Annotated in this window: 23 protein-coding genes; 7 read left to right on the plus strand and 16 right to left on the minus strand. The window is 67.1% G+C overall.

The window, feature by feature from the left end; all coding sequences use genetic code 11:
* Positions 1 to 5 precede the first annotated feature (5 nt).
* Positions 6 to 434, minus strand: a complete 429-nt coding sequence (rplM, locus tag VI08_RS06340; RefSeq protein WP_045828717.1) for a 50S ribosomal protein L13 — start codon at positions 432 to 434, stop codon at positions 6 to 8.
* Between the two features lie 244 nt (positions 435 to 678).
* Here rplM and coq7 point away from each other — a divergent pair, with 244 nt between their 5' ends.
* Positions 679 to 1,350: a 2-polyprenyl-3-methyl-6-methoxy-1,4-benzoquinone monooxygenase gene (coq7, locus tag VI08_RS06345; protein WP_045828718.1), complete on the plus strand. Its 672-nt coding sequence runs from the start codon at positions 679 to 681 to the stop codon at positions 1,348 to 1,350.
* Here coq7 and VI08_RS06350 read toward each other — a convergent pair.
* Positions 1,347 to 2,027: an extensin family protein gene (locus tag VI08_RS06350; protein WP_045828719.1), complete on the minus strand. Its 681-nt coding sequence runs from the start codon at positions 2,025 to 2,027 to the stop codon at positions 1,347 to 1,349. The genes coq7 and VI08_RS06350 overlap by 4 nt on opposite strands.
* Before the next feature lie 76 nt (positions 2,028 to 2,103).
* Entirely contained in the window at positions 2,104 to 2,889 is a 786-nt protein-coding gene (gene speD / locus VI08_RS06355) for an adenosylmethionine decarboxylase (protein ID WP_036109987.1), read from the minus strand.
* Between the two features lie 357 nt (positions 2,890 to 3,246).
* Between speD and crp the strand changes: the two genes are divergently transcribed.
* Complete coding sequence (gene crp, locus VI08_RS06360; protein ID WP_198148855.1) at positions 3,247 to 3,924, plus strand: cAMP-activated global transcriptional regulator CRP; 678 nt, start codon at positions 3,247 to 3,249, stop codon at positions 3,922 to 3,924.
* A 15-nt stretch (positions 3,925 to 3,939) separates the two neighbouring features.
* Here crp and VI08_RS06365 read toward each other — a convergent pair whose 3' ends face one another.
* The 6 genes from VI08_RS06365 to VI08_RS06390 all read right to left on the minus strand — a co-directional run bounded on the left by VI08_RS06365 (position 3,940) and on the right by VI08_RS06390 (position 9,122).
* On the minus strand, positions 3,940 to 4,890 hold the full coding sequence (locus VI08_RS06365; RefSeq protein WP_045828721.1) for a bifunctional helix-turn-helix transcriptional regulator/GNAT family N-acetyltransferase: 951 nt from the start codon (positions 4,888 to 4,890) through the stop codon (positions 3,940 to 3,942).
* 73 nt (positions 4,891 to 4,963) lie between these two features.
* Positions 4,964 to 5,668, minus strand: coding sequence for an HAD family hydrolase (locus VI08_RS06370; RefSeq protein WP_045828722.1), 705 nt, complete (start codon positions 5,666 to 5,668; stop codon positions 4,964 to 4,966).
* Between the two features lie 7 nt (positions 5,669 to 5,675).
* Complete coding sequence (gene trpC / locus VI08_RS06375) at positions 5,676 to 6,527, minus strand: indole-3-glycerol phosphate synthase TrpC (protein ID WP_045828723.1); 852 nt, start codon at positions 6,525 to 6,527, stop codon at positions 5,676 to 5,678.
* A gap of 19 nt (positions 6,528 to 6,546) precedes the next feature.
* Positions 6,547 to 7,578, minus strand: a complete 1,032-nt coding sequence (gene trpD / locus VI08_RS06380) for an anthranilate phosphoribosyltransferase (protein WP_045828724.1) — start codon at positions 7,576 to 7,578, stop codon at positions 6,547 to 6,549.
* 20 nt (positions 7,579 to 7,598) lie between these two features.
* Positions 7,599 to 8,195, minus strand: a complete 597-nt coding sequence (locus tag VI08_RS06385; RefSeq protein WP_045828725.1) for an anthranilate synthase component II — start codon at positions 8,193 to 8,195, stop codon at positions 7,599 to 7,601.
* A gap of 33 nt (positions 8,196 to 8,228) precedes the next feature.
* Positions 8,229 to 9,122 carry a LysR family transcriptional regulator gene (locus tag VI08_RS06390; RefSeq protein WP_045828726.1) on the minus strand — a complete coding sequence of 298 codons (894 nt, stop codon included), beginning with the start codon at positions 9,120 to 9,122 and terminating at the stop codon, positions 8,229 to 8,231.
* A 95-nt stretch (positions 9,123 to 9,217) separates the two neighbouring features.
* On the opposite strand from VI08_RS06390, the gene VI08_RS06395 reads away from it, so the two are divergent.
* Complete coding sequence (locus tag VI08_RS06395) at positions 9,218 to 10,213, plus strand: NAD-dependent epimerase/dehydratase family protein (RefSeq protein ID WP_045828727.1); 996 nt, start codon at positions 9,218 to 9,220, stop codon at positions 10,211 to 10,213.
* A 53-nt stretch (positions 10,214 to 10,266) separates the two neighbouring features.
* Positions 10,267 to 10,965, plus strand: a complete 699-nt coding sequence (locus tag VI08_RS06400; protein WP_045828728.1) for a hypothetical protein — start codon at positions 10,267 to 10,269, stop codon at positions 10,963 to 10,965.
* 63 nt (positions 10,966 to 11,028) lie between these two features.
* On the opposite strand, the gene VI08_RS06405 is transcribed toward VI08_RS06400, so the two are convergent.
* From VI08_RS06405 to VI08_RS06415, 3 genes are read right to left on the minus strand one after another with little or no spacing between them, the layout of a single operon-like run.
* A complete protein-coding gene (locus tag VI08_RS06405) occupies positions 11,029 to 11,580 on the minus strand; it encodes an isochorismatase family protein (RefSeq protein WP_045828729.1) in 552 nt (183 codons plus the stop codon).
* A gap of 12 nt (positions 11,581 to 11,592) precedes the next feature.
* Positions 11,593 to 12,993, minus strand: a complete 1,401-nt coding sequence (locus VI08_RS06410) for an MFS transporter (protein ID WP_052697719.1) — start codon at positions 12,991 to 12,993, stop codon at positions 11,593 to 11,595.
* Positions 12,990 to 13,445, minus strand: coding sequence for a MarR family winged helix-turn-helix transcriptional regulator (locus tag VI08_RS06415; protein ID WP_045828730.1), 456 nt, complete (start codon positions 13,443 to 13,445; stop codon positions 12,990 to 12,992). The genes VI08_RS06410 and VI08_RS06415 overlap by 4 nt, the downstream gene beginning before the upstream one ends.
* Before the next feature lie 176 nt (positions 13,446 to 13,621).
* Here VI08_RS06415 and VI08_RS06420 point away from each other — a divergent pair, with 176 nt between their 5' ends.
* Positions 13,622 to 14,542, plus strand: coding sequence for a hypothetical protein (locus VI08_RS06420; protein ID WP_045828731.1), 921 nt, complete (start codon positions 13,622 to 13,624; stop codon positions 14,540 to 14,542).
* Positions 14,543 to 14,584: 42 nt separating this feature from the next.
* On the opposite strand, the gene VI08_RS06425 is transcribed toward VI08_RS06420, so the two are convergent.
* Both VI08_RS06425 and VI08_RS06430 read right to left on the minus strand, forming a co-directional pair.
* Positions 14,585 to 15,304 carry a hypothetical protein gene (locus VI08_RS06425; RefSeq protein WP_157006385.1) on the minus strand — a complete coding sequence of 240 codons (720 nt, stop codon included), beginning with the start codon at positions 15,302 to 15,304 and terminating at the stop codon, positions 14,585 to 14,587.
* 92 nt (positions 15,305 to 15,396) lie between these two features.
* Entirely contained in the window at positions 15,397 to 16,341 is a 945-nt protein-coding gene (locus VI08_RS06430) for a LysR family transcriptional regulator (RefSeq protein WP_045828733.1), read from the minus strand.
* A 65-nt stretch (positions 16,342 to 16,406) separates the two neighbouring features.
* Between VI08_RS06430 and VI08_RS06435 the strand changes: the two genes are divergently transcribed.
* The gene (locus VI08_RS06435; RefSeq protein ID WP_045828734.1) at positions 16,407 to 17,465 is read left to right on the plus strand and encodes a Gfo/Idh/MocA family protein; all 1,059 of its coding nucleotides are present in this window, start codon (positions 16,407 to 16,409) and stop codon (positions 17,463 to 17,465) included.
* 72 nt (positions 17,466 to 17,537) lie between these two features.
* Entirely contained in the window at positions 17,538 to 18,380 is an 843-nt protein-coding gene (locus tag VI08_RS06440) for an ATP-grasp domain-containing protein (RefSeq protein ID WP_052697720.1), read from the plus strand.
* 45 nt (positions 18,381 to 18,425) lie between these two features.
* On the opposite strand, the gene VI08_RS06445 is transcribed toward VI08_RS06440, so the two are convergent.
* Both VI08_RS06445 and VI08_RS06450 read right to left on the minus strand, forming a co-directional pair.
* Positions 18,426 to 21,599, minus strand: a complete 3,174-nt coding sequence (locus VI08_RS06445; protein ID WP_045828735.1) for a protease pro-enzyme activation domain-containing protein — start codon at positions 21,597 to 21,599, stop codon at positions 18,426 to 18,428.
* A 279-nt stretch (positions 21,600 to 21,878) separates the two neighbouring features.
* Positions 21,879 to 24,206: a S53 family peptidase gene (locus VI08_RS06450; RefSeq protein ID WP_084621315.1), complete on the minus strand. Its 2,328-nt coding sequence runs from the start codon at positions 24,204 to 24,206 to the stop codon at positions 21,879 to 21,881.
* Between the last annotated feature and the right edge of the window lie 15 nt (positions 24,207 to 24,221).

The following is a 24,221-nucleotide window of genomic DNA, read 5'->3' on the forward strand; positions in this document are numbered from 1 at the left end:
ATTCCTTAGATGTCCAGCTGCTGCGGCTGCTGGGCGGTGTGCGGGTGCTCGGCACCGCCGTACACCTTGAGCTTGCGGTACATGGCGCGACCCAGCGGGTTCTTCGGCAGCATGCCCTTGACGGCGATCTCGATCACGCGCTCCGGATGGGTGGCGAGCAGATCCTTCAGACTCGTGGTCTTCAGGTTGCCGACGTAACCCGTGAAGCGGTGGTACATCTTGTCGTCCAGCTTGGCACCGGTGACCGCGACCTTCTCGGCGTTGATGACGACGATGTAATCGCCGGTATCAACGTGCGGGGTGAACTCGGGCTTGTGCTTGCCGCGGAGACGGCGCGCGACCTCGGTCGACAGGCGACCCAGGGTCTTGTTCGTGGCGTCGATCACGAACCAATCGCGCTTGACGCTCTCCGGCTTGGCGCTGAACGTTTTCATTTCGAAAATACCTGGTTTGCCGCCCTGAAACAGGCGGAACACGGAATCGGTGAAAGCAAAGACGCGAGAGAATACCTGACTCATCGCGCTTCACGCAAGCCCACCGGACAGGTGAGCTTCGGGCCGACAATCATAGCATGATGACGGCGCCTTAACACAAGCCCTGCCAGTAGGCAGGTGCGCCGGGCGCGACAAGCGACCACGGCACGGTTCACCCCCTGGGGGTGGCCGCACATTGTAACGTATGCAGGTCCCCCGTTCAAAGGAGCCGCCCGTGTCCGTCCGCACCCTGACCCCGCTCGACCGCCTGCTTGCGGGCGTGGAGCGCGCCATGGAGGCCGTGGCCGGCTCGCCCGAGCCCAGCCGCCGCTCGCCGGGCGATATCGTGCCGGACGCCCCCATGGACGACGCCGAGCGCCGCCATGCCGCCGGCCTGATGCGAATCAACCACGTGGGCGAGGTCTGCGCCCAGGCCCTCTACATGGGCCAGGCCGCCCTGGCCCGCACGGACGACACCCGGCAGCACCTGCTGCACGCCGCGCAGGAAGAGACCGACCATCTGGCGTGGTGCGCGGCGCGCCTGAAGCAGCTCGACAGCCGGCCCAGCCTGCTCAACCCCGTGTGGTACGCCGGCAGCTATGCCATCGGCGTGGCCGCGGCAGCCGTGGGCGACCCGATCAGCCTGGGGTTCGTGGTGGAGACCGAGCGCCAGGTGGAGGCGCACCTCGCCGAGCATCTCGAGCGCCTGCCGGCCAAAGACGACCGTTCGCGGGCCATCCTGCGGCAGATGCAGGAGGATGAGGTGCGGCATGCGGACGCGGCGGAGGCGCGGGGTGGCATCGACCTGCCCTTCCCCATACCCGGCCTCATGCACGCTGCATCGGCGGTCATGAAGGCCGTGGCTTACCGCATCTAGCGGCAATAGCCGAAGCCACTGCCCTGCGCGTGGAAGTGCGTGCGGTGCGCGGCGTTGTAGTCCGGGCCGAAGAGCGCGCCAAAGTAGTGGCAGCCGTCAGCCTGCACGCCCCGCAGGAACCCCGCCTCGTCGCTCCAGTCCTTTTCCACGCTGATGCGCCGGCCATTTGCCAGGCGGAACCCAGTGATGTCCAGTGCGTCCGCCCGCGCATGCCGACTGAGCGGTGCCTCGTCTCGATGGTAGATGTTGCGACAGGCGTAGCTGCCCACGTGGTCGATGGTCCGTACCGGGCTACCGAATGCGGCCTCGGCGTGCGGCTGGAGCACGTTACGCTCCCACATCGCCAGCGAAGCCGCGAGGGGGCAGGTGAGCATGACCGGAGAAGCGAGCCTCGCGCCATTCAGCGCGCTAACGCGCAAGGCGTCATGCCAGCCACAACCACTCGCCTCCTCGCGGTCAGCCACCGGCGTGAAGGCCACGCGCGCGCCTTCCAGGGCCGCGTGGCACACGGCGGGGTCGTCGCCCAGCCGCGAGAGTTTGAAGCGCAGGAACATGTCGGGCGCCGCCGCCAGATCCAATGGGGCCCATGGGTTATAGCGATCCGGCGGCCGCCAGCCACCCAGCCACGCGGCGGCAACGAGCGTGATGATGGCGAGGACGATCAGCAGGGGGCGCATGGCGCGCAAGCTAGCTGCGGGCGCGTGACGGCGCGGCGACGCCCAAAAAAAACCCCGCTTTCGCGGGGCTTTTCAGTTACATCAGGTTGCGGCCGTGGAAGAGTTCCTCGATCTCGCGGCGGAGCAGCGATTCGATGCGCTGGCGCTCCTTGAAGCTGAGGTCGTCGGCCTGGGCTTCGAACAGGTAGGTATCGAGGTCGAAGTCCTTGATGTGCATCTTCGTGTGGAAGATGTTTTCCTGGTAGACGTTGACGTCGAACATCTCGTACTTCTGGCGGATGTGCTTCGCCAGGTAATCCTGCACCGAGTTGATCTTGTGGTCGATGAAGTGCTTCTTGCCCTTCACGTCGCGGGTGAATCCACGGACGCGGTAATCGGCGATGACGATATCGGACTCGAAGCTGTCGATCAGGTAGTTCAGGGCCTTCAGCGGCGAGATGACGCCGCAGGTGGCCACGTCGATATCGGCGCGGAACGTGGCGATACCGTTGTGCGGGTGCGTTTCCGGGTAGGTATGGACGGTGATGTGGCTCTTGTCCATGTGCGCCACCACGGCACCGGAGATGGTGTCGCGGCCCAGCTTCTCGACCACCGGCTCCTCGGAGATGAGGATGGTGACCGACGCGCCCTGCGGGTCGTAGTCCTGGCGCGCGATGTTCAGGATGTTGGCACCGATGATCTCGGCCACGTCCGTGAGGATCTGGGTCAGGCGATCGGCGTCGTACTGTTCATCGATGTACTCGATGTAGTTCTGGCGCTGCTGCTCCGAGACGGCGTAGCAGATGTCGTAGATGTTGAAGCTCAGCGCCTTGGTGAGGTTGTTGAAACCCTGGAGGCGAAGGCGGGGAAGCGGTTTGACCACAGCGACTCTCCGAGGCCGGTAATGACGGCCAGCAGCAGACACGGGTTAGCAGCAAGGGTCCCCGCAACGGATAAGAATGTAAGGGCAACAGCCAGACGGCCAGTCTGGACGCCTCGTATGAACGGCGTAAGACATAGGGGCCGCCGCCGAGGGGGTAAAATTATGGGGCAAAGTGGCGAGGATTTGAACAACTTGGGCCCAATCGTCATTTATGGTGGATTTTGTCCGGCCTTTGTCTGCAATAATCCGGTCGGGGACATGGCAAGCCAGCGTCGCCCGACGGAAAACCGTCGGCACCTGGAGGGGGCGCCATGCCATTGAGGCTCAACGGAATCTGCTGTGGCTCAACTTAAATACATGTTGCAACAGGCATTCGAACGGTCGCAGGCTCCGCTGAGCTTCGCGCCCGACCCGGCGTCGATGAGCCGCTTCCTCGATGCCTGCCACCGCCGCCGTTACCCGGGGAAAACGGCCATCATCCGCCCGGGCGACCCGGCCAACACGCTCTATTACGTGGTCGAAGGCTCCCTGGCCGTCTGCACCGAGGACGAGGAAGGCCGCGAGCTAATCCTTGCCTATATCAACCGCGGCCAGTTCATCGGCGAAATGGGCATGTTCGTCGAACAGGCCCAACGCGAATCGCTCGTGCGCACCCGCACGGCGGTCGAAATGGCCGAAATCAGCTACGAGCGCCTGTTCCAGCTCCTGGAAGGCCCGTTGGCGGCGGAATGCCCCAAGCTGCTGTTCGCCATCGGCTCGCAACTCACGCACCGCCTGCTGCGCACGTCGCGCCAGGTCAGCCGCATGGCGTTCATGGACGTGACCAACCGCGTCTCGCGCACCCTGCTCGATCTCTGCCAGGAGCCGGATGCCATGACGCACCCGGACGGCACCCAGATCCGCATCTCCCGCCAGGAAGTGAGCCGCATCGTCGGTTGCTCCCGCGAGATGGTCGGCCGCGTCCTGAAGCAGCTCGAGGAAGAGCGCATGATCGACGTCTCGGGCAAGACCATCGTGGTGCGCGGCACCCGCTAGGCCGCGCAGGCCCCATCAGGGGCCCTCGAACACCATGTACACATCCGCCCGCTCGTAATGCGAGCCCGGGCGGATGGCCTGCTGGCGAACGAAGCCCGCGCGCTCGTACATGCCCAACGCACGACCGAGCCGGCTGTTCGATTCCAGGAACAGGCGCACGCCCTTGCGCTCGCGCCACGCCGCGATGGCGGCATCAAGCAGCTTCCGGCCAGCGCCCAGGCCGCGGAAGTTCTCGTCCACGCCCATCTTCGAAAGCTCGTACACGCCCGCGCCCTCGTGCAGCAGCGCGCACGTGCCGATGACCTCGCCCGCATAAAGGGCGAAAAAAATGGCACCGCCCGGCGCGATCACCAGGCTCTCGGGGTCGGCGAACAGGGTACGGTCGAGGTCCTCCACCCGGAAGTGGCGCTCCAGCCACTGCTGGTTGAGGCGGCGGAAATGGTCGGCGTAGGCCGCGTCCCAGGGCACGACCTGCACCGCCTCGCGCGCCAGCGACGCACGCTGCTCGAGTACCGACGCCACCAGGGGCTTATCGGCCAGCGCCTGCTCGCAGCCATCGATGGCGTCGAGCAGGTCGAGCATGCGCGGGCCCAGCGATTCAGCCATGCCCCGTCGCAGCGCCAGCCACACGGGGCCGAGCGCCCCCAGGGCCCGTTCACCCGCGTCGGTCAGGGCCAGGACACTGCGACGCCCGTCACCCGGGTCGCGCTGGCGAACCACCATGCCGGCCTCGACCAGGCGATCTGCCAGCTGGCTCACGGCCGAATGGGTCTGGCCAATGGCCACGGCCACCTCGGTCACCGTCGTGGGGCCCACGTCGCGCAGGAAGCGCATGACCGGGAACCAGCGTGACTCGATACCCGCCCCACTGGCGCGGTAGACCTCGTCCACGGCCTGGTAGAAGTAGTCGCTCAGGGCCTTGAGGCGGCTGCCGATGGCAAGCTCGCGCAGGGAGGTGAGGTACATCGGCAATCCATTCGGGGACGGGACTCAGAAACGGCAGGCTAGCCGTGGCGGGAGCCCCCGCGCAAGCGATGCGTCAGTACCAGCCGAGGATCTCGAGTTTCCCGCCCAGCGGCTTGCGCATCTTCTTCAGCGTACGCGCGCTCGGGTTGACCAGCTTCGCTGCATCGGCCGCCTTCAGCATCGCGAGATCGGACGTGGAGTCGCCGTAGGCCATGGCGAAGGGGCGCGCCACGCCCGCGCGCTCGACGGCCTTCACCTTCATACCGTCGACGTTCTGCCGCGTGAAATGGACGCCGAACGGGCCACCGCGCACCTGCGACGCGATGAGCTCGGGGCCGCGCAGGTTCACTTCGTCGAGGATGGCCTCGACCAGCGCAGGCACGTTGCCCGTCACAATGATGACGCGATCGCCCGCCTCGATATGCCGGCGCATCGCGGCCACGCCATCGCGGACGAAAACGCCGGGACGGCGCGCGTAGGCACGGCCGAACGCGGCGACGACGCGCTGGAAGTTCTTCTCCGTGCGGCCGAACGTCACCACGCGCAGGAACACGCGCCCCAGGATGCGGGTACCCGCGTTGCTGCGGATGATGAACGGCACGACGGGCAGCCACGGCAGGGCCAGCAGCAGGCGCCAGCGGCCCAGGCCTTTCAGCCGTTCGCGGAAGAACAGTTCCAGCGTCTGGTGGCGCACGATGACGCCATCGAAATCAAACAGGATGACGCGTCGTGCGTCGGCGGCGGTGCCAGGCATCGCCGCGTCGTTCCCCTGGTCCATGGCCTGCTCAGTGCTTCGGTGGGTGGGTTGGCACATGGGTGCCAAACAGCTTCTGCAGTTCCGCGCCCGGGTCGGCCGCGCGCATGAAGGCCTCGCCCACCAGGAACGTGTGGATGCCCTTCTCGCGCAGGGTGCGCACGTCTTCCGTCGTGTGGATGCCTGATTCCGCGACGATGGCGGTATCGGGGCCGACACGATCCTTCAGCTTCAGCGACGTGCCGAGCGAGGTCTCGAAGGTGCGCAGGTTGCGGTTGTTCACGCCGATCAGCGGCGCGGGCATGCCCAGCGCGATCTCGAGCTCTTCTTCGTTGTGCACCTCGACCAGCACGTCGAGGTCGAGCTCGGCCGCGAGCAGCGACAGTTCGGTGAGGCGGCTTTCGTCGTACACCACCTCGCCATCGCCGTACTTCGACCCGAAGGCGGACACGATGAGCAGGATGCAGTCGGCGCCGATGACACGCGCCTCGTACACCTGGTACTCGTCGATGATGAAGTCCTTGCGCAGGATCGGCAGGTTGCACGCCGCACGCGCCTGGCCGACGTAATCCTCGTGGCCCTGGAAGAAATCGGCGTCGGTGAGCACGGAAAGGCAGGTGGCGCCGCCGGCTTCGTAACTGCGCGCGATGGCCGCCGGGTCGAAGTCGGCGCGGATGAGGCCTTTCGACGGGCTGGCCTTCTTCACCTCGGCGATGACCGCGGGCTTGTTCTCGTACAGGCGCGCATCGATGGCGGCGACGAAGCCACGGGTTTCGCCGAGGTCGGCGATCTGCGCGGCCATGTCGTCCATCGTGCGCTTGCGGCTGCGCTCGGCGATCTCTTCCAGCTTGCGGTCGAGAATGCGGTGGAGGATATCGGGCATCGTTGTCGCTTCCTTGGGGTCAGGCGCCAAGCCGCTGCGTCGCGGCCACGAAGGCGTCCATTTTTGCACGAGCCGCGCCGCTTGCGATGGTGGCCCGCGCCAGGTCGATCCCGGCCTGGATGGAAGGCGCCACGTCGGCGGCATAGAGGGCCGCGCCGGCGTTCAGGCAGACGATATCGTGCGGCACACCGGGCACGCCCGAAATGGCGTCGAGCAGCATGGCCTTTGATTCTTCGGCGTTTTCCACCCGCAGGTTGCGGCTGGAAGCCATGGAAAGACCGAAATCCTCCGGCTCGATCTCGTATTCGGTGACCTTGCCGTTACGCAGCTCACCGACCAGGGTGGCCGCGCCCAGCGAGATTTCGTCCATGTTGTCGCGGCCCCACACCACGAGGGCATGGTGGGCGCCAAGCGCCTGCAGCACGCGGACCTGGATGCCGACGAGATCGGGATGGAACACGCCCATGAGGATATTCGGGGCGCCGGCCGGATTCGTGAGCGGGCCCAGGATATTGAAGATCGTGCGCACGCCCATCTCGCGGCGCACCGGTGCCACCACCTTCATGGCGGGGTGGTGGTTCGGCGCGAACATGAAGCCGATATCGGCCTCCTCCATGCACACTGCCACCTGGGCCGGCAGCAGGTCGATGCGGGCACCCAGGGCCTCGAGCACATCGGCGCTGCCGGATTTGGACGATACGCTGCGGCCACCGTGCTTGGCGACGCGCGCACCCGCCGCGGCGGCCACGAACATCGACGCCGTGGAGATGTTGAACGACGAGGCGCCATCGCCACCCGTGCCCACGATATCGACGAAGTGGGGGTGCGGCGCCACGTCCACCTTCGCCGAGAGGTCGCGCATGACACGCGCGGCACCCGTGATCTCGCCGATGGTTTCCTTCTTGACGCGCAGGCCCGTGAGGATGGCCGCGGTCATCAACGGGCTGACATCACCGCGCATGATCTGGTGCATCAGCTCGATCATCTCGTCATGGAAGATCTCGCGGTGTTCGATCGTGCGCTGCAGCGCCTCGGAGGGGGTGATCGGCATGGAGCGTCCCGGCGGGGTGGTCAGGCGGCGAGCGGCAGCGGCATGCCGAGGAAGTTACGCAGCAGGTCGTGGCCGTGCTGGGTGAGGATGGACTCGGGATGGAACTGCACGCCCTCGATATCGAGCGTGCGGTGGCGCAGGCCCATGATCTCGTCGAGGGAGCCGTCCTCGCGTTCCGTCCATGCGGTGACCTCGAGGCAATCGGGCACCGACTCTTTTTCAACCACCAGCGAGTGGTAGCGCGTGGCTTCGAAGGGATTGGGCAGGCCCGCGAACACGCCCTTGCCGAGGTGCTTCACCGGCGAGGTCTTGCCGTGCATGATCTCGCGCGCCCGGACCACCTTGCCGCCGAACACCTGGCCAATGGCCTGGTGGCCGAGGCAAACGCCGAAGATGGGCAGCTCGCCCGCCAGTTCCTTCAGGATATCGACGGAGACGCCCGAATCATCCGGCGTGCCCGGCCCCGGCGAGATCATGATGCGCGAGGGCTTCAGCGCGCGTATATCGGCCACGGTGAGCGCATCGTTGCGCACCACCTTCACCTCCTGCCCCAGCTCGCCGAGGTACTGGACGAGGTTGAAGGTGAAGCTGTCGTAGTTATCGATCATCAAGAGCATGGTGGGGAACCGTGGCGCTCGGGGGTTGGCCGGTCATTGTATGCCAGCATGAGCTTGCAGGCAGGCTACCAGGGCATCGAACACCACTTTGTGCCGCCGGCTGGTGCGCAGGTTGCCGTGCATGGCCACCCACGTCTCGAGGGGGAACACCATGGCCGGCAGCACGCGGACCAGCCGCGGGTCGCGGCGCGCAAGCGCTACCTGGCAGGCACCGATGCCGGCACCCGCCCGCACGAGGGCAAGCTGCACGAGATCGCTATCGGCGCGGAACGTGAACGCGTCGCGCCGCCAGCTCGGCCACGCCTTGCGGGCTTCGCGGATGAAAGGCGTCTCGCGGTCGTAGCCGATGAGGGCATGCCGGGCGAGGTCGTCCTCGCTCGACGGGGTACCCGCCCGCGCCAGGTAGTCGTCGCGCGCGAACAGCGCCACCGCCACGGTCCCCACGTGGCGCGCCACCAGCACCCCCTGTTTCGGGGGCGCCATGCGGACGGCGATATCCACCTCGCGCTGCGTCAGGTCCTGCACCGCATTGCTCGCATCCACCTCGATACGCAAGCCGGGGTGGCGCTGGTGCAGCGCGGCCAGTGCCGGCGGCAGCACTTCCATGCTGATGACCTCGCTTGCCGAAACGCGGACCGTGCCGGTGGCCTCCCCCTCCCTGAAACCGGTGCCCGTGCGCCGCAGCGAGGCCGCCACGCTCTCCATCGCTTCGGCGTGGCCCTGCAGCGCCGTTGCCGCCTCGGTGGGTTTGAGGCCGGTCTGCGTCCGGGTGAAGAGCGGCTGGCCGAAGGCGTCTTCCAGCAGGGCCACGTGCCGCCCGGCCGTTGGCTGGGTGATGCCCAGGCGCCTTGCGGCACCCGATAGCGAGCCCTCGCGGAGCACGGCGAGGAAGGTGCGGTAGAGCTCCCAGCTGATGTCGTCGGCCATGCATAAATGTATAGCAGCTTGGCTGTGCTAGATAATTCCTTTCGTATCCACCGGCGTGGAGACTCTGTCTGCACCCCCTTGGCTGGAGCCGCCACATGACGACTACCCCTTCCCTCCGGGACCGCACTGCCCTCGTCCTTGGCGCCACCGGTGGCGTCGGCGGCGAGGCCGCGCGCCAGCTCGTGGCTGCCGGCTGGCACGTCCGTGCCCTGACCCGCCGCGACCCGCTGGCAGGCAAGACCGTGGACGGCATCGAATGGCGCCGGGGCAATGCGATGCGCGCCGACGACGTTGCCAGCGCCGCCGAGGGCGTCGCCGTGATCGTCCACGCCGTGAACCCACCTGGGTACCAGCACTGGGCCGAACAGGTCGTGCCGATGATCGACAACACCATCGCGGCGGCGGTGGCGGAAGGGGCAACCGTGGTCCTCCCCGGTACGGTCTACAACTTCGGCCCCGACGCGTTCCCGGTGCTCCGCGAAGGCGCCCCGCAACACCCGGTGACGCGCAAGGGCGCCATCCGCGTCGAACTCGAGAAGCGGCTGCGCGAGGCCGCCACGCGCGGCGCCCGCGCCATCGTCGTGCGGGCGGGTGATTTCTTCGGCCCGCAGCCGGGCAACAGCTGGTTCTCGCAAGGCCTGGTGGCGCCGGGCAAGCCGGTGACCGTGATCCGCTCGCCTGCCCGCCGCGGCGTCGGGCACCAGTGGGCGTATCTGCCCGACGTGGCGCGCACGATGGTGGCGCTGCTCGAACGCCGCGACACGCTTCCCGCGTTCTGCGACGTGCATTTCAAAGGCCATTGGGACAACGACGGCACGGAGATGCCGCGGGCGATCCAGCGCGTCGCGGCACGCCACGGCCAAAAGGCCACGATCAAGGCGTTCCCGTGGTGGGCGATGCCGTTGATCGCGCCGTTCGTGCCGACGATTCGCGAGCTGCTGGAGATGCGTTACCTGTGGAAGACGCCGGTGCGGATGACTAACGACGTGTTGCTGGGGTTGCTTGGCGAGGAGCCGCATACGCCGTTGGACAGGGCGGTCGAGGCGACGCTGGCAGGGCTCGGCTGCCTCCCGGGCCGCCAGGCGGGCTGACCTGCAAGCGCGGGCTCACGTCGGCTTCGCCACGCTGGCGCCAGGATCCGCCCATGCGCAACCTCGACTTCAGCTCCTGGCAGGCCCTGCTCTCCACCCTCCTCGGGCTGGCGGTCATCACGCTCATCGGCGTCGGCATCCGCCTGGTGGCGATGCAGACGGTGCAGCAGCGGCGCGAGCGTGCGAACCGGCAGATCAACGAGCGGCTGCGCACCCTGATCGCCGCGTACAAGACGCTGGGCGGGTCGTTCACGGGAAACCTCGCCGTCGACCCCACGCACTTGCGTCAGCTGCGCGAGCGCGGCGAAGCCGATCCAGCCGCGGCGTTGCTCCTTGCCGCTGCGACAGGCAACGACCGGGCGCGCCGCGTGCGCGATGCGGTGGAAGCCGCGCTATCGGACATCGTGCTGCTGGGCACGGAGAAGCAGGTGGAACTGGCAGCCCACGCGGCCAATGAACTTGTCGCCGGGCGGCCCGTCCACACCCACGAACTCGTCGTCTCGCTGCGCGACTTCATCCGCGAAGTGCTCGACCTCGATCCGATTCCGTCAACGGTCGCCATTCCCAACCAGGGGCCCGCGCGCATCAGCGGTGCGGGTGGCAAGGGCCAGGGTGGCGCCAAGGGCGACGGTGCCGGTGGCGGAGGTGGCGGAGGCGGTGGTGGCGGCATGGGCGGCATGGCCGCGGGTGCCGGTGCCGGCATCGGCCTTGGTGGCCATCTCGCCAGCGACGAGGACGAAGCCCACCACTGAGTGGCCTTAACTGTGGGAGCGCGCTTGCGCGCGATCGCGCGCAAGCGCGCTCCCACAGGGTTATCAGCCGATCTTCGCCAGCAGCGCTTCCGCCGTCGTGGTTTCACCCAGGCGCGGGAAGATGTTCTTGATGCTGTTCTCGTGGGCGTCGGCCTTCAGGTCGGCCATGGCGTCGGTGACGAGCACCACGTTGTAGCCGAGCTCGCTGGCGTAACGTGCAGTGGATTCCACACCGATGCTCGTGGCGATGCCGAGGATCACCACCTGCTCGACATTGAGACCACGCAGGTGCGCGTCGAGGTCGGTTGTCTGGAACGCGCCCCAACGCTTCTTCGTCACGACGTAATCCGTCGGCGCCTGGCCGAGTTCCGGTGCGAAGGCCTTGAACGCCGCATCCTGCGGCACCTGCGGCACGCCGCCATCGGTGCGGCCCGGTGCGCCGGCATCGACGTTCACGAGGACGACGTGGCGGCCACTTTGGCGGAACGCGCGGGCGATCGCGGCGGCCTTCTCAACGACCGGGCCGGCGGGCGACGCCACGGGCAGGCTGATGATGCCCTGCTGCAGGTCGATGACAATGAGGGCGGCGTTGGCGTCGAGTTGGGTGAGTGCCATGGGGATGCTCCTTCAGGGGTGGGCTTTGGAAAGCGCGCCCGCGCGCGGCAGCGTGCGGTCGAAAAGCGTGGCGACAAGCAGCAAGGCCGACATCACGCCCATGCCGATGGCCAGCGAGTGCAGGCTCTGGTCGGTGGGGCGGTGGCCGTAACAGATGCCGATGACGACGGTGGCCGCCATCGCGCCGACATAACTGAACGTGCGTTGCAGGCCCGACGCGGCGCCTAGCTGCTCGGCGGGTGCCTGCATGTATACCGCCGCCTGCGTGGTGACGGAGACCAGCCCTTGCGGGATGCCGAACAGCGCCACGGCCGCGGCCATCATCCACAAGGGCGACGTGGCATCGATGCAAAGCAACGCGACGGCACCCGCGATGGAGCAGGCGAAGGCAAGCAGGAAGGGTCCGCGCAGGCCGCGTGTCCGCGCGCCCGCCATGGATGCGATGCCCGCGAGCAGGGAGAGGGGCACCGTAGCGATACCCGCCTGCGCCGATGAATAGCCACCGGCGCCTTCCACCCACTGCGCAAAGCCATAGAACACGCAGTAGACGACGGTGAACGCCACGGCGGCGCGCACATACGTGAGGCTGAGCGGCACGTGCTTCGCAAGCATCCGCAGATCGATGAAGGGATCCACGCGCCGCAGCGAATGCCACGCCAGCAAGGCGCCGGAGATAGCCGCCACCGGCAGTGCCATCCACAGGCGGTGCCCGATGTCGAGCAGGAACACCATGACCGCCAGCAGCATGCCGGAGAAAAACAGCATGCCCGGCACATCCAGTTCCTGCCACAACGGGCGCCGCGCGCGACGCGGGGGATCCTTCGGGATCCACGCCAGCGCCAACAGCAAGGTGATAAGCGCCAGCGGCATGTTGACGGTGAAGATGGCATGCCAACCGAACACACCGGTCAGCACGCCGCCGAGCACGGGCCCCACCGCCGCCGTGGCCACGCCCGTCAGCGACAACATGCCCATGGCGGTACGCGGCGGCGGGCTGCCCGTCGCATCCGCGCGTTCGCGGAACAACCGCATGGCCGAGGGGTACGCACCGGAGGTGCCAATACCCAGCAGCACGCGCACGCCTACCAGCCAGCCGAGCGACGGCGCGATGCGGCCCATCACGCCAGCGATCATCACGAGCACCAGCGACGCGAGGTACACGCGCCGCGCACCAAGCAGGTCAGCGAGGCGGCCAAGCGTCGGCTGCGCGACGGCACAGCAGAGGTATAGGGCAGCGATAAGCCAGCCAGTCTCCGCGACGCCCGCGTGGAACTCCGTCGCGATGGGCACCAGCGCCGTCGCGATCATGGTGGAGTTGATGGGGTTGAGGCAGGAGCCCAGCGCGATAGGCAGCAGGAAGCGCACGCCGAACGGTTTGCTCGCCACGCCACGGCCCTCGGCCGCGGCGCTCACGGCGTATCCTGCGTGCTCATTTCCGCCAGGTTGCGGATGACTCGCGCGGCCACGGCGAGGTCGTCGCGATCGTGCGGCGACAGGCGCGAAATGGCCTCCGCCAGCCACGCGTGTTTCGCCGCCTTGACACGACGCCGCGCCTCCATGCCCTCCTCGGTCAGCCCGTAGAGGAACTGTCGGCCATCGGTCGGGTGCGGCTCACGCGCCACCAGCCCGTCCTGCTCCATCGTCGCGAGCGTGACACCCATGGATTGCGGCTTCACCGCCTCGGCACGCGCGAGGTCGGCCGTCGAGAGCGGGCCACTCACCTCCAGCCGGCCAAGCACAGCCGCCTGTGACCACGTAAGGCCTAGATTGTTGGACTCAGCACGCACGCGGCGCACCAGCAAGCCGCACGCCGTGAGCAGGTCACTGGCGGCGACATCGACAGGGGAAGGCGCGTTCTTTGGCATGCCTGCCAATCTAGGGCCGGGCCACGAACATTACAAGGCAAACTTCCAAGTTTGGCTTCGAAAGTTTTTGCGCCGATGTAGGTGCATGCCGACAGACGCATCCCTCATTGTCGAGGAGAATGCACGTCCCAGACATCAGAGCGCACGACGGGGTATCACGAATACATGGAAGTACGATGGACGAGATGACTGAATTCCGCCTCACCTACGATGGCCCTGCCCTTGCGAACCACGAGATGGATCCGCGCGAATTGGCGCCTGCGCTGATGGCCATGGCAGACCTGCTGGAGGCATCGGCCCGGGTCCTCTATGGCGACGATGCCAGGATCAAGGTAAGCGTCAAAGGATCGTTCAAGACCGGCAGTTTCAATATCGACTTCGTCACGAGCTTCCAGTGGCTTCAGTCGGTCAGGGATATGTTCGCCGGGCAAAGCGCCACCGCTACCGCAAATGCCCTCGCCATTCTGTCCGCCGTGGGCGTTATCGGCAGAGGTGCCATTTCCCTTTTGAAATGGCTCAAAAACCGCACGCCCGATCGCACTGAGCTCATCGAGCCCGGCTCGGACGGCAAGCCTCGCGTACGGATCTTCGTTGGCGACGACTTCTACGACGTCGAGAAAGGGGCACTGGATCTTCTGCGCGACGTTGACGTACGAAGGGCGCTTGACAGAACACTCGCTCCGCTCGCCAAGCCGGGTATCGACACATTTGCCCTTGGCCGGGGCACGTCCGTCAATGTCATCATCGAGGACGACGAACGAGAATACTTCCTGGCACCAGGCAGCCCGGAAGATCGCCTGCTGATCGACGACGTGCGAACAATGGCATTCTCGATCGTGTCCCTCGCCTTCAAGGAGGACAACAAGTGGCGCCTGTCGGATGGCTCATCCACGATCAGTGCGACGATTTCCGACGAACAGTTCCTGCACGGCGTCAACACCAATGCCGCGTCGTTTGCCAAAGGTGACGCGCTCGTGTGCACCGTCAGGGTACGGCAATGGCAAACGGTGAATGGCACGCGGACTGAATACGACGTCGTGCGCGTCAACGATCATCTGCACGCCGCCCGGCAGATCGAGCTGCCGTGGCTGTCATGACACGCATGCCGGTGCCCGTCCGCCCTGCGCTACGCCGGCCTTCTACATGCTGCCGTGCATCGCCGGCGTCCCATCGGCATACGCGCTGGTCGGCTGCAGGAAGACGGAGATTGGCGGCAGCGTGGCGGCTTCGGCTTCATGCCCTGGCATGAGGTACCAGTAGTTTCCGCCCATCAGCGGCGAACCCTTCTCGTTCGCGCCCCACGTTGCGCCGTCCTTCACCGGCACATAGAACATGATGTGCGCCATGTTGTGTTCGCCCTGTGCCGAGAGGTAGGCGTTCTTCGACATCATGTAGCACATGGCACCCGCCTGCAGCGGCGGAATTTCTTTACTGCGCAGGGCGGCCTTGATGCGGTCCATGACTTCGGCATCGGTCTTTCCCGCGAGCGTCAACGCGGTCCGCAGTTTGATTAGCGCCGTCATGGTGGGTGCTGCCTGCGGGTTGTCGCAGGCTGCGGCACGAATCGACGGATCCCACCGCTCCGGCCAGTCAGGTGCGCCACCGAAGCCCCGGCCCACGTAGCAGACGAACCCATTGGTGCCCTTCACCGCCGTTTCGTAGCCCGTGCGCGTCAGTATCAGGACGGTCGCATGGTCGGATATCGCCGCGGGCGCGGCGCTCTTCGCCAGGGCGATCTCCGCGGTGCGGTCCATCAGGTACGAAGCCACCGGGGCCATGTGGGCATGGTCGTCGGCGCGCGCCGGCGTGCCGATGGAGCCGATCAAGAACAGTGCTGCCAACGCATTCAAAGTCTTCATGTGCATTCCCTCCCCAGATGGCGGACGTTGCCATACCCAGACGTCGAACGAAGCCCGCGCGATTCGACAGGCAGCCGAGGATAAAGGTACGGCTATTTCCAGGGCTGGGTGGCCAGCCCTGCCACGAGGTATTCGACAAAGGCCCGGGCGGCGGCGGTCTCGTCCCGGGCCGAGGGGGTGACCACGTAGATGGCACCTGCATCGGGCGTGCGCCAACCGTCCAGCACGCGCCGCAGCCGCCCGTCCGCCAGGGCGTCGGCGGCGGCCCACTCGGACGTGAGGAGGATGCCGTGGCCGTCGCACGCGGCGGCGACCAGGGCCTCCACGTCGTCGCTGCGCACCGGCCCGCGCACGTCCACCCGGTGCACGCGGCCCTTGCCGTCGCGCAGCTCCCAGCGCGGCCCCGGCGTGCCAGGGAAAACGAGGCAGGCATGGTCCACCAGGCTTGCCGCCGTCGCCGGCTCGCCATGGGCCGCGAGGTAGGCAGGCGAAGCGCAGAGGACACGAGGCCTTGGCGCGACCTTGCGCGCCACCAGCCGCGCGTCGGTCACGTCGCCGAGCCTCACGGCGGCATCGAACCGCTCGGCCACCATGTCCACGAAGCGGTTCTCGAACGTGGCCTCCACCGTGACGTGCGGGTGCGCGGCCAGGAACCGGCTGATGAGCGGCCACACCCAGCGGCGCCCGAAGGAACCGGGAAGCGCCACGCGCAGGTGGCCGTGCGGCTCGCCGCTGGCAAGGCCCGCTGCCTCGCGGTCGGCATGCGCCATGGCGCCGAGGATGGCACGGGCCCGGCCGAGGTAGGTGCGCCCGGCGTCGGTGAGCGACACGGCCCGGGTGGTCCGGCGAAGCAGTTTCACGCCAAGGCGCGCTTCGAGCGCCGCGACCCGCCGGGACAGGACGGTGGCATCGCGGCCCATGCGCTGGCCAGCGCGGGTGAACGAGAGCTCCTCGGCCACGGCCACGAAGGCCATGAGCTCCGCGAGGGCGGCGCCATCGCCGGATTGCTGTGCTGGTGGCAGGACTGTTTTGGCCATGGGCAGGTTTTTCCGACGAAGCAACAGCAATAACGTAGCCGAACCTTCCCCACGGAGCATCCCCCATGGCAACTCCCCTCCGCGTTGGCCTCATCGGTGCCTCGGCCAAGGGTGGCTGGGCCCGCGAGTCGCATGTCCCCGCCATCCAGGGCACGGCTGGCCTCACCCTCGAGGCCGTGGCCACCAGCCACGCGGCGAGCGCCGAAGAAGCCGCGCAGGCGTTCGGCGCCCGCCGCGCGTTTGGCGACGCACACGCCATGATCCAGTCGCCCGACATCGATATCGTCGCCGTGTCGGTGCGCGTGCCGCTGCACCGCGCGCTGGTGGTCGCCGCGCTGGATGCCGGCAAGCACGTCCTGAGCGAATGGCCACTGGGTACCGACGTGGACGACGCCGCGGCGATGGCCACCGCGGCGGCACGCACGGGCCGGCATGTCGCTGTCGGCCTGCAAGCGCGCTTCGCACCGGCGGTACGCGTGGCCCGCGACATGCTCGCCGCCGGCCGCCTTGGCCGCATCCTCAGCGCGCGCGTGCTGTCCACGACGATTGCACTCAGCCCGGACGTCACGCCTGATGCTGCCTATATGGAAGACCCGACCACGGGCGTCACCGTCTACACCATCCACGGGGGGCACACGTTCGACCTCGTCGAAGCGTTGCTGGGCCCCATCGCGCTGGCGAACGTGCAGCTGTCGACGCTGTACCCCGACGTGACGTTGCCTGGTGGCCGCCAGGGCCACCGCGTGGTGCCGGAGCATGCGCTGTTCACCGGCCGCCTTGTGCAGGGCGCGCCGTTTTCGATCGAAGTGGCCGGTGCGCGAACGAACGCATGGCCGTTCGAGTTCGAGGTGACCGGCACCGAAGGTACGCTGGTGCTGCACGGCGGCGGCCCGCGTGGCTTCCAGGCCACACGGCTTTCGCTGGCCCTCGACGGCGTCGAGGTACCCGTCCCGGCATGCACCCTTCCGGCGCCGGCGGTCAACGTCGCCGGTGTCTACGCCGCGCTACGCGACGATATCCTCGGCGGCACGCACCATGCGCCGGGTTTCGGGCATGCACTCGCGCTGACGAAAGCCCTCGATGGCATGGCGGGAGGCGCGACGGTCGCGTACGCGGCGGGGTAACGCACGGCGCCAAACACTGGTAAACAGTCGGTCGTTGCCCACCAGCCTGGCGGGCGGTCCCGAGGAATGGTCATGCCCGACATCACCCTAGTCAGCCATGCTGGCGCGCCTGCAGGCGTGGCCGACGACTTGGCCCTCGCGGCAGCGATCGCTGACGCAGGTGGCACCGCGCGCATCCTCGCGTGGAGCGACCCTGCGGCCAACTGGTCAGCCAGCCCGGTCGCCGTCGTGCGCTCGACGTGGGATTACCATCTGCGCGGCGCCGAATGGGCCGCGTGGCTTGATCAAGCCGGCGCGCGGACCCGCCTCGTCAACGCGCCGGAACTGATTCGCTGGAACAGCGTGAAGACCTACCTGCTGGAGCTGGCCGGCAAGGGCGTGTCGGTGATTCCCACTGCCCTCTACGACGCCGACCTTGGGCTGGATGCGCTTTGCCGCCAGCGCGGCTGGGTCGACATCGTCGTGAAGCCAGCGGTGGGGGCGAGCTCCCACGGTGCCAGGCGCTTTGAAGGTGATGCCATCGCACGCGACGGCGATGCGCATGCGCGCACGCTTGCCGCGCACAACCCGGTGCTGGTGCAGCCCTACCAGGCCGCCATCGAGACGGAACGGGAGCGTTCGCTCGTCTACATCGACGGCGCGTTCAGCCATGCCTTCAGCAAGCCGGGCTTCTACGCCGGGGGTGCCGCGAACGTGCTTGAGCGGCACGACCCACCCGAGGCCGAGCTTGCCCTTGCCCGCGACACGCTGGCCGCCCTACCCGTCCAACCGGTGTTCGCGCGCATCGACATGCTGCCAGGCGCGAACGGCCCCATGCTCATGGAGGCCGAGCTGATCGAACCGTTGCTGGCGTTCCAGTTCGGCCAGGCGGGGCTGGCGCGGCTCGCCGCCGCGTTGCTTCGGGTCATTCGATAAAGGCCGGGGCGTTGCCGCCCCGGCCTCATGCACACGAACGACGCTTTACTTCGCCGCCAGGCGGTGGCTGCCCTGGAAGCGGTTGGCCGGGAGGATCGCCGAGGCTGCCACGGTGAGCGGCGTGCCGAAGGCATCCGCCACGTTAGCGGCGGTGAACCCGCTGCCGGTGCCCTGCCAGTCGACGATACGGTTGTTCGCACCACGCCACAGGATGTCGACCACGCCGTCGCCGTCGTAATCGCCGATACCTGCGAGCGTCGCGCCCGCTGGGATCGCCTGGCTCTTCGTGCCCGTCACCGCGAAGCCCTGCATGGTCCACCACGAGAGCTGCGTGCCCGCGCTGTTGGTCCACAGCAGATCCGTGGTGCCATTGCCATCGACATCGCCGACGCCCTGCAGCACCGCACCCGCCGGGTGGTCGGGCAGCGCGTGGGCGACATAGCCGTCGCGACGGTCGTCCACCCACACCGCGGTGCCGTTGGAGTTGCTGCGGGTCCAGACGATATCCGTGTAGCCATCGCCATCCACGTCGGCCAGTACCGGCTTGCCGCCGGCGATACCCTGTTTCGGGTACGACTGGCCGGTCACGATGATGTCGTTCTGCGTGACCGGATCGAGGTCGAGCGCCCACCACACGATCTGCGAGGTGGCGGTGTCGAACCACACCAGCTTCTGCTGGCCGCTGGCGTCATGCACGCCCACGCCAAGCAGTGTCCACGTGGCCGGCACATCGCGGTTCACCACGAACGGGAAGTAACCGCCACCGCCCGTCGACACCCAGACGTTGAGCTTGTGGTTGCCGTCCATCAGCAGCACCTCGCCCGATTGCAGCGACAACGCGTCCAGGCCTGGCACCACGTCGCCGTAGCCGATCACCTTGAGCGACGGATCGATCGCCGCGGCCTGGTCGTACAGGTCAACGGCACCCTTCATCGATACCGAGTGGAACGAGCCGCCATCGATATAGGCAAAGTCGCTGTAGCCGTCATTGGCGAAGAGGTCGTTCAGTGACAGGAAATCCGCCGGCACGGCGTAATGCCGCTTGCCAGGCGCGCTCCACGCCGTCACCGCGTCGGCGAGGTTGCTGGCGTTGATCGAACCAAGGCCCGTGGCCAGGCTGTAGCCGACATTGGCTTTCCACGCCGGCACCAGCGTATGCGTGGTGGTATCGCCGCCTTCCACGATGCCGACGAGGTTGTTGAGCTTGGTGCCGGTATCGCAGTTGGGCGAACCCGTGCCGCAGGGCTGCACGATGTCGCCTTCGACCACGTTGTTGAACACGCACGACGAGGCGATGGTGTTGCCGGTGTTGGCGTTGCACGCCGTCAGCACCTTGGTGTTCGGCGCACCCACCGTGCCGTACTGCCGCGCGGCGATGCCATAGAACGCGTTCAACGGGTTGCCGACGCGCTCACCATTCACCTGGTTGAGCAGCGCCTGCACGCCGGCCATGGCGGGCGCGGCGAACGACGTGCCACCCGCGGAGTTGGCGAAGACGGAATCCGGGTCACGGAAATCGCATGCCGTGCCGCCGTTGTCGCTATCGGACATGCAGAACACCAGCGCGTGGCCATACAGGCCATTGGCCGAGAACAGCGACACATCGGGGATGGTGCGCGACGTGTGGTTGATCGAACCGCGGATGCCGATCTGCGCTTCCGGCTGGGTGAACAGCGAGCTCGGCCCACCGCCACCGCCGCCCACCTGCAGGAAGTCCTGCCCGCGGCCCACGCTGTCGTTGCACGCCGTGATGCCATCGCTGTAACCAAGCAGCGTGTAGAGATGGCTGCTGGCGCAGCTGTTGTTCCAGGTCATCTCGGGGATGTACGTCACCGCCGACTGGTACTTCGGCAGGTTAGTCGACGTCCAGTAGGTGGATTCCTTGCCGAGGTCGTTGAAGTCGGTACCACCGATGGCCACCGCGGACGTCGACGCCGCCAGCCCGTTGATCTGCGCACCGCCCGTCGAGTAGAACAGCGCGTTCTGGTCGCATTGCGTCGAGCCGCCATCGCCTGTCGACACATACACCGAGACGCCCTGCGCGGCCGCGTCGGACCAGATGATGTCGGCAAGGTAGGCATCGGACGAATCGGCGCTCTCGCAGGCGCCGTAGCTCAGGCTGAAGATCGGCGGCGGCAGGCCCGTCGTGGTGTCGAGCAGCCGGATGGCGGCGATGAATGGCCCGAACGTCGCCCCCGTATCGGCGCAGGACGCCAGCACGATGTCGGCATCCGGTGCCGCCGCACCAGCCCACTCGGCATCGAGCGCGGCTTCGCCCTCGTCGCCGTTCAGGCCCGGGTCCGTGCACGGTGCACTCTCCTGGCCGGTCGGGTGCACGGTCGAGAACGTACCTTTCGAATTGTTCGGAAGGAACGCCGCGCGGAAGTGCGCGACGTCGGCTGGCAGTACGTTGGTGCGCTCCAGCACCACCACGGTCTGCCCCGCGCCACGCACCGGCGTCGGCCGCTGCCAGAGCGGGTTCACGTTGTACACGGTGTTGAAGTCGGCCGGCACCAGGTCATACGACGTGGCGGTGTTGATCGTGCCCGGCGGCACCGTGAAATCCGGGTTATCCGCGGCCGCCGTGGTGAACTTGCCCCGCTTCGCGTCGAGGCGGGCCTTGGCGATCGGCGTGTGCTGTGGCGTCGGGAAGAAGTTGTGCAGCGAAACACCCTGCACCAGCGGCGCGACAGCAGCGGGCACATGGGCATCAGTGGTGTTCGCGAAGCGCGTGCCGCCGCCATCCACGGTGTAACTGTGCAGCGACGTGGCGAACGCCCGCGATACGGCATCGGCGCTGCCGGACAGGGATAGCGTCATGCGGTCTTGCGACACGCTGTCGACGGTGATGCCCTGGCCTTGCAGCCACTGGCGCAGCGTGTCGATGTCCTTGGTGGCTGGCCCGAAGCGGTCACCCAGTTGCTTGCCTGTGAGCCAATGGTGGAAGTCTGGCGACGCCGGGTTGGTCTGCCGCGCCAGCAAGGCGCGGAACGCCTTCTCATGGTCGGCATCGCGCTTGAGCGTGAGTGTGATGTTGGTGATGGCCTGGCTGCCCGGCACCACGCCCGCGTCCTTCGCCGCCACGGCCTGGCGCGGATGCGAGCCCACCAGCGTGCTGGTGCTCGCGCCGCCGGCGTTGGCGGTGAGGCGTGGCGTGGCCGGGTTGGCCATGGATTTCACGGATGTGCCGAGATCGGCGGCCGCGACGGTGGACGACAAGGCACAGCCTGCCGCCAGGCTCGCCAACGCGAGCCATGCTGAAAACCTGCAAGACATGCAACGGACTCCCTTAAGCCAAGTGAAGGATCTGGATCTCCACCGACCTCCCTGCTCCCCATCCGGGCTCCCCCAAAACAAGGCCTGGCGTCAGGGTGTTCAGCCGCGCCAACGTACGCCCGCGACCGTGACGAAGGTATGACGCAGTTCACATTTGGCCGTCCAAATAAGCAAATTCGGGCAGGTTCGCAACTTCGTGCGATTCGCAAAAGTATCCATTGACTACCTTATGCCCACGAACTTGCGCCACGCCCTGGCGAGGTTTGCCGCGTCCACCGAGCCAAGCCCACTGGCGAAGCTCCAGCCCGGCTGGGCCATGTAGGCGGCAGTCTCCGGTGAATAAGGTACGGCCGCGTTGGTGGTCGTGAGGCCTACCCTCACCGGATAGCCCCCGTAGTTCGCCGAACCGTAGAACGCGCAGTCGGGTGTCACGATGGGTACGCCGTGCTCGTCGACAAGGTCGTCGACCTCGACGCATTGTGTCGAGATGGATCCACGCGTGATGTTGTGGAATACGCAGCTAGCCGCGGGATCGTTGGCGTTGCAATCGGCGAGCGTCGGTGGCGCCCTGCCGCCCGGGGCGCCATAGGCTTCTTGCGCCAGCGCGTACAGGGTCGGTGCCGCATTGCCCTGTTTCATCGGCAGGCCACGGGTGGCCAGTGACTGGTTGATGAGCGCCTGGATCCCCGCGAACATCGGGGCTGCCAACGATATGTCGGTATCAACGTAGACCGATGTCGTAAGGCCCTTGTTGCACGGATAGGCCTCGAGGCACATCACGAGGCCCGTGGCCTGCGCATACGAGCCGCCGAACAGCGCCACGTCGGGCACGTCGCGCGACTGGTCAAGCGGTGCGTTGTGCACCAGGCGCTGCCATGCAGGCTTGGCGTTGACGACCGAAGGCCCACCGCTGCCACCCACGGATGTCACGTAGTGCGCGTACGGGTCAAGCAGCAGGAGCATCTTGCAGAACGCCACCACATCCTTGAACCCGTTGGCCCTGGCGGCGACGGGGTTGCCGCACGAGGCGTTCCATGGGATTTCCGGCACGTACCCTTTGGCGGTGCCATAGACGGCATTTTGCTTCTTGCGGAAGTACTGCGCCGTGGTTCCGTCGAGTTCGTCGGCCAGGTCGGTACCGCCCACGGCCGTCACGTTGGGCGAACTGGCCAGCGACCCCGCGCTGATTCCTGCGCCATTGATCGGCACGCGGTAGAAGCTGGGATTGACGCTGTCGTCGCCGGCCCCCGCGAACACGGAGATGCCCTCGGCATCGGCCTGGGCCATCACGAGGTCCATGCCTGCCTTGCTGGCCGCGTCCGTCAGGTCTTCGCCATACGAAACCGTGAAGCTCATGATGTCGGGACGCTCGTCGCCATTGACGATATTCGTCGCTGCGATGAAGAAGCCCTGATAGATGTTGGTGCTCGCGTCGCTGTAATCGTCCTTGACGGCAGAGCAATCGGCCACCTCGATGTGCGCGCCCGGGGCCATGGCCGTTGCCCATTCGGCATCCTGCGCACTCTCATCGTCCTCGATCAGCTCACCGTTGACCGTGTTGGTGTCGTAGCAGTTATCCAGGCCACCCAGCCGCGGGTTGAACTGCCGGAAATCGCCACCGTATTTCGCAAGGTCGAACGTCTCGACGAAATTGCTCCAGTCATGGGGCAACGCGGTGCCGAGCTCCACCAGCGCGATGGTCACGCCCTTCCCCGTGATGCCCTGTTTGTGCAACCTGGCGGCGCCGTACATCTGCGCGAGGTCATCGGGCACGAGGCCGCGCAGCCCGAGCAGATCGCTCGTGCCGATCGCCATGGGCCGGGCGCCGCCAGCACCCACCGTCGGGCTGGTGTCACGCATGAAGCGGCCCGTCGACGCGTCGCGCTTCGCAGGTACGAGCGGGGCGCGCACGGGTGCAGGCCGGCCGTTCAGGCCAACGACCCCTGCGACGACATCGCGCAGGGCCGAGGGTATGGCCATGTCGCCTGACAGGACCGTACCCCTGCGCCCGCCGACGTCGTACTGCATCGGTTGCGCATGGAAGGCGCCGCCCACCTGCGCCGCGGTGGCCGTGATGTCCATCAGCGACTGGTTGGGATACACGGCATTGACCGTGACGCCCTGGCTGCGCAGCCACGACGCGACCGCGCTGATGTCGGCATCCGCGGCGCCAAAGGCCTTGCCGTACTCGGCGGGGGTCAGCCATTGGTGGAAGCGTGGCGAGGCAGGGTCGTGCTGGTCGGCCACGAGCTGCTGCAAGCGTGCCAGGCGCACCGCGCTGGGCTTCAGTACCAGTTGCAGATGGGCCAGCCGCGTGCCGGCGGCCATCGGCACCGGTTTCGACGCACCCACGGGAACGGCAGCCCGTGAGCCGACCAACGCTACGAGGTGGCGGCTGTCGATTGGTTGCGTTATCCGCGGCACTTCGGCCCCATCCTGGGTAGGGAGCGTGGCCGCCTGGCCGTGCACCGGTGCGGCGCAGAGCGCGGCCAGGGCGGTCGAGGCCAGCCCGGCGGCCGCCAGGCGTGCGATGAAAGCGTGAGAAGCCATGGTGTTCTCCCGTTG

Origin of the sequence: Luteibacter yeojuensis, assembly GCF_000964085.1 — a bacterium.
GTDB lineage: Bacteria > Pseudomonadota > Gammaproteobacteria > Xanthomonadales > Rhodanobacteraceae > Luteibacter > Luteibacter yeojuensis_A.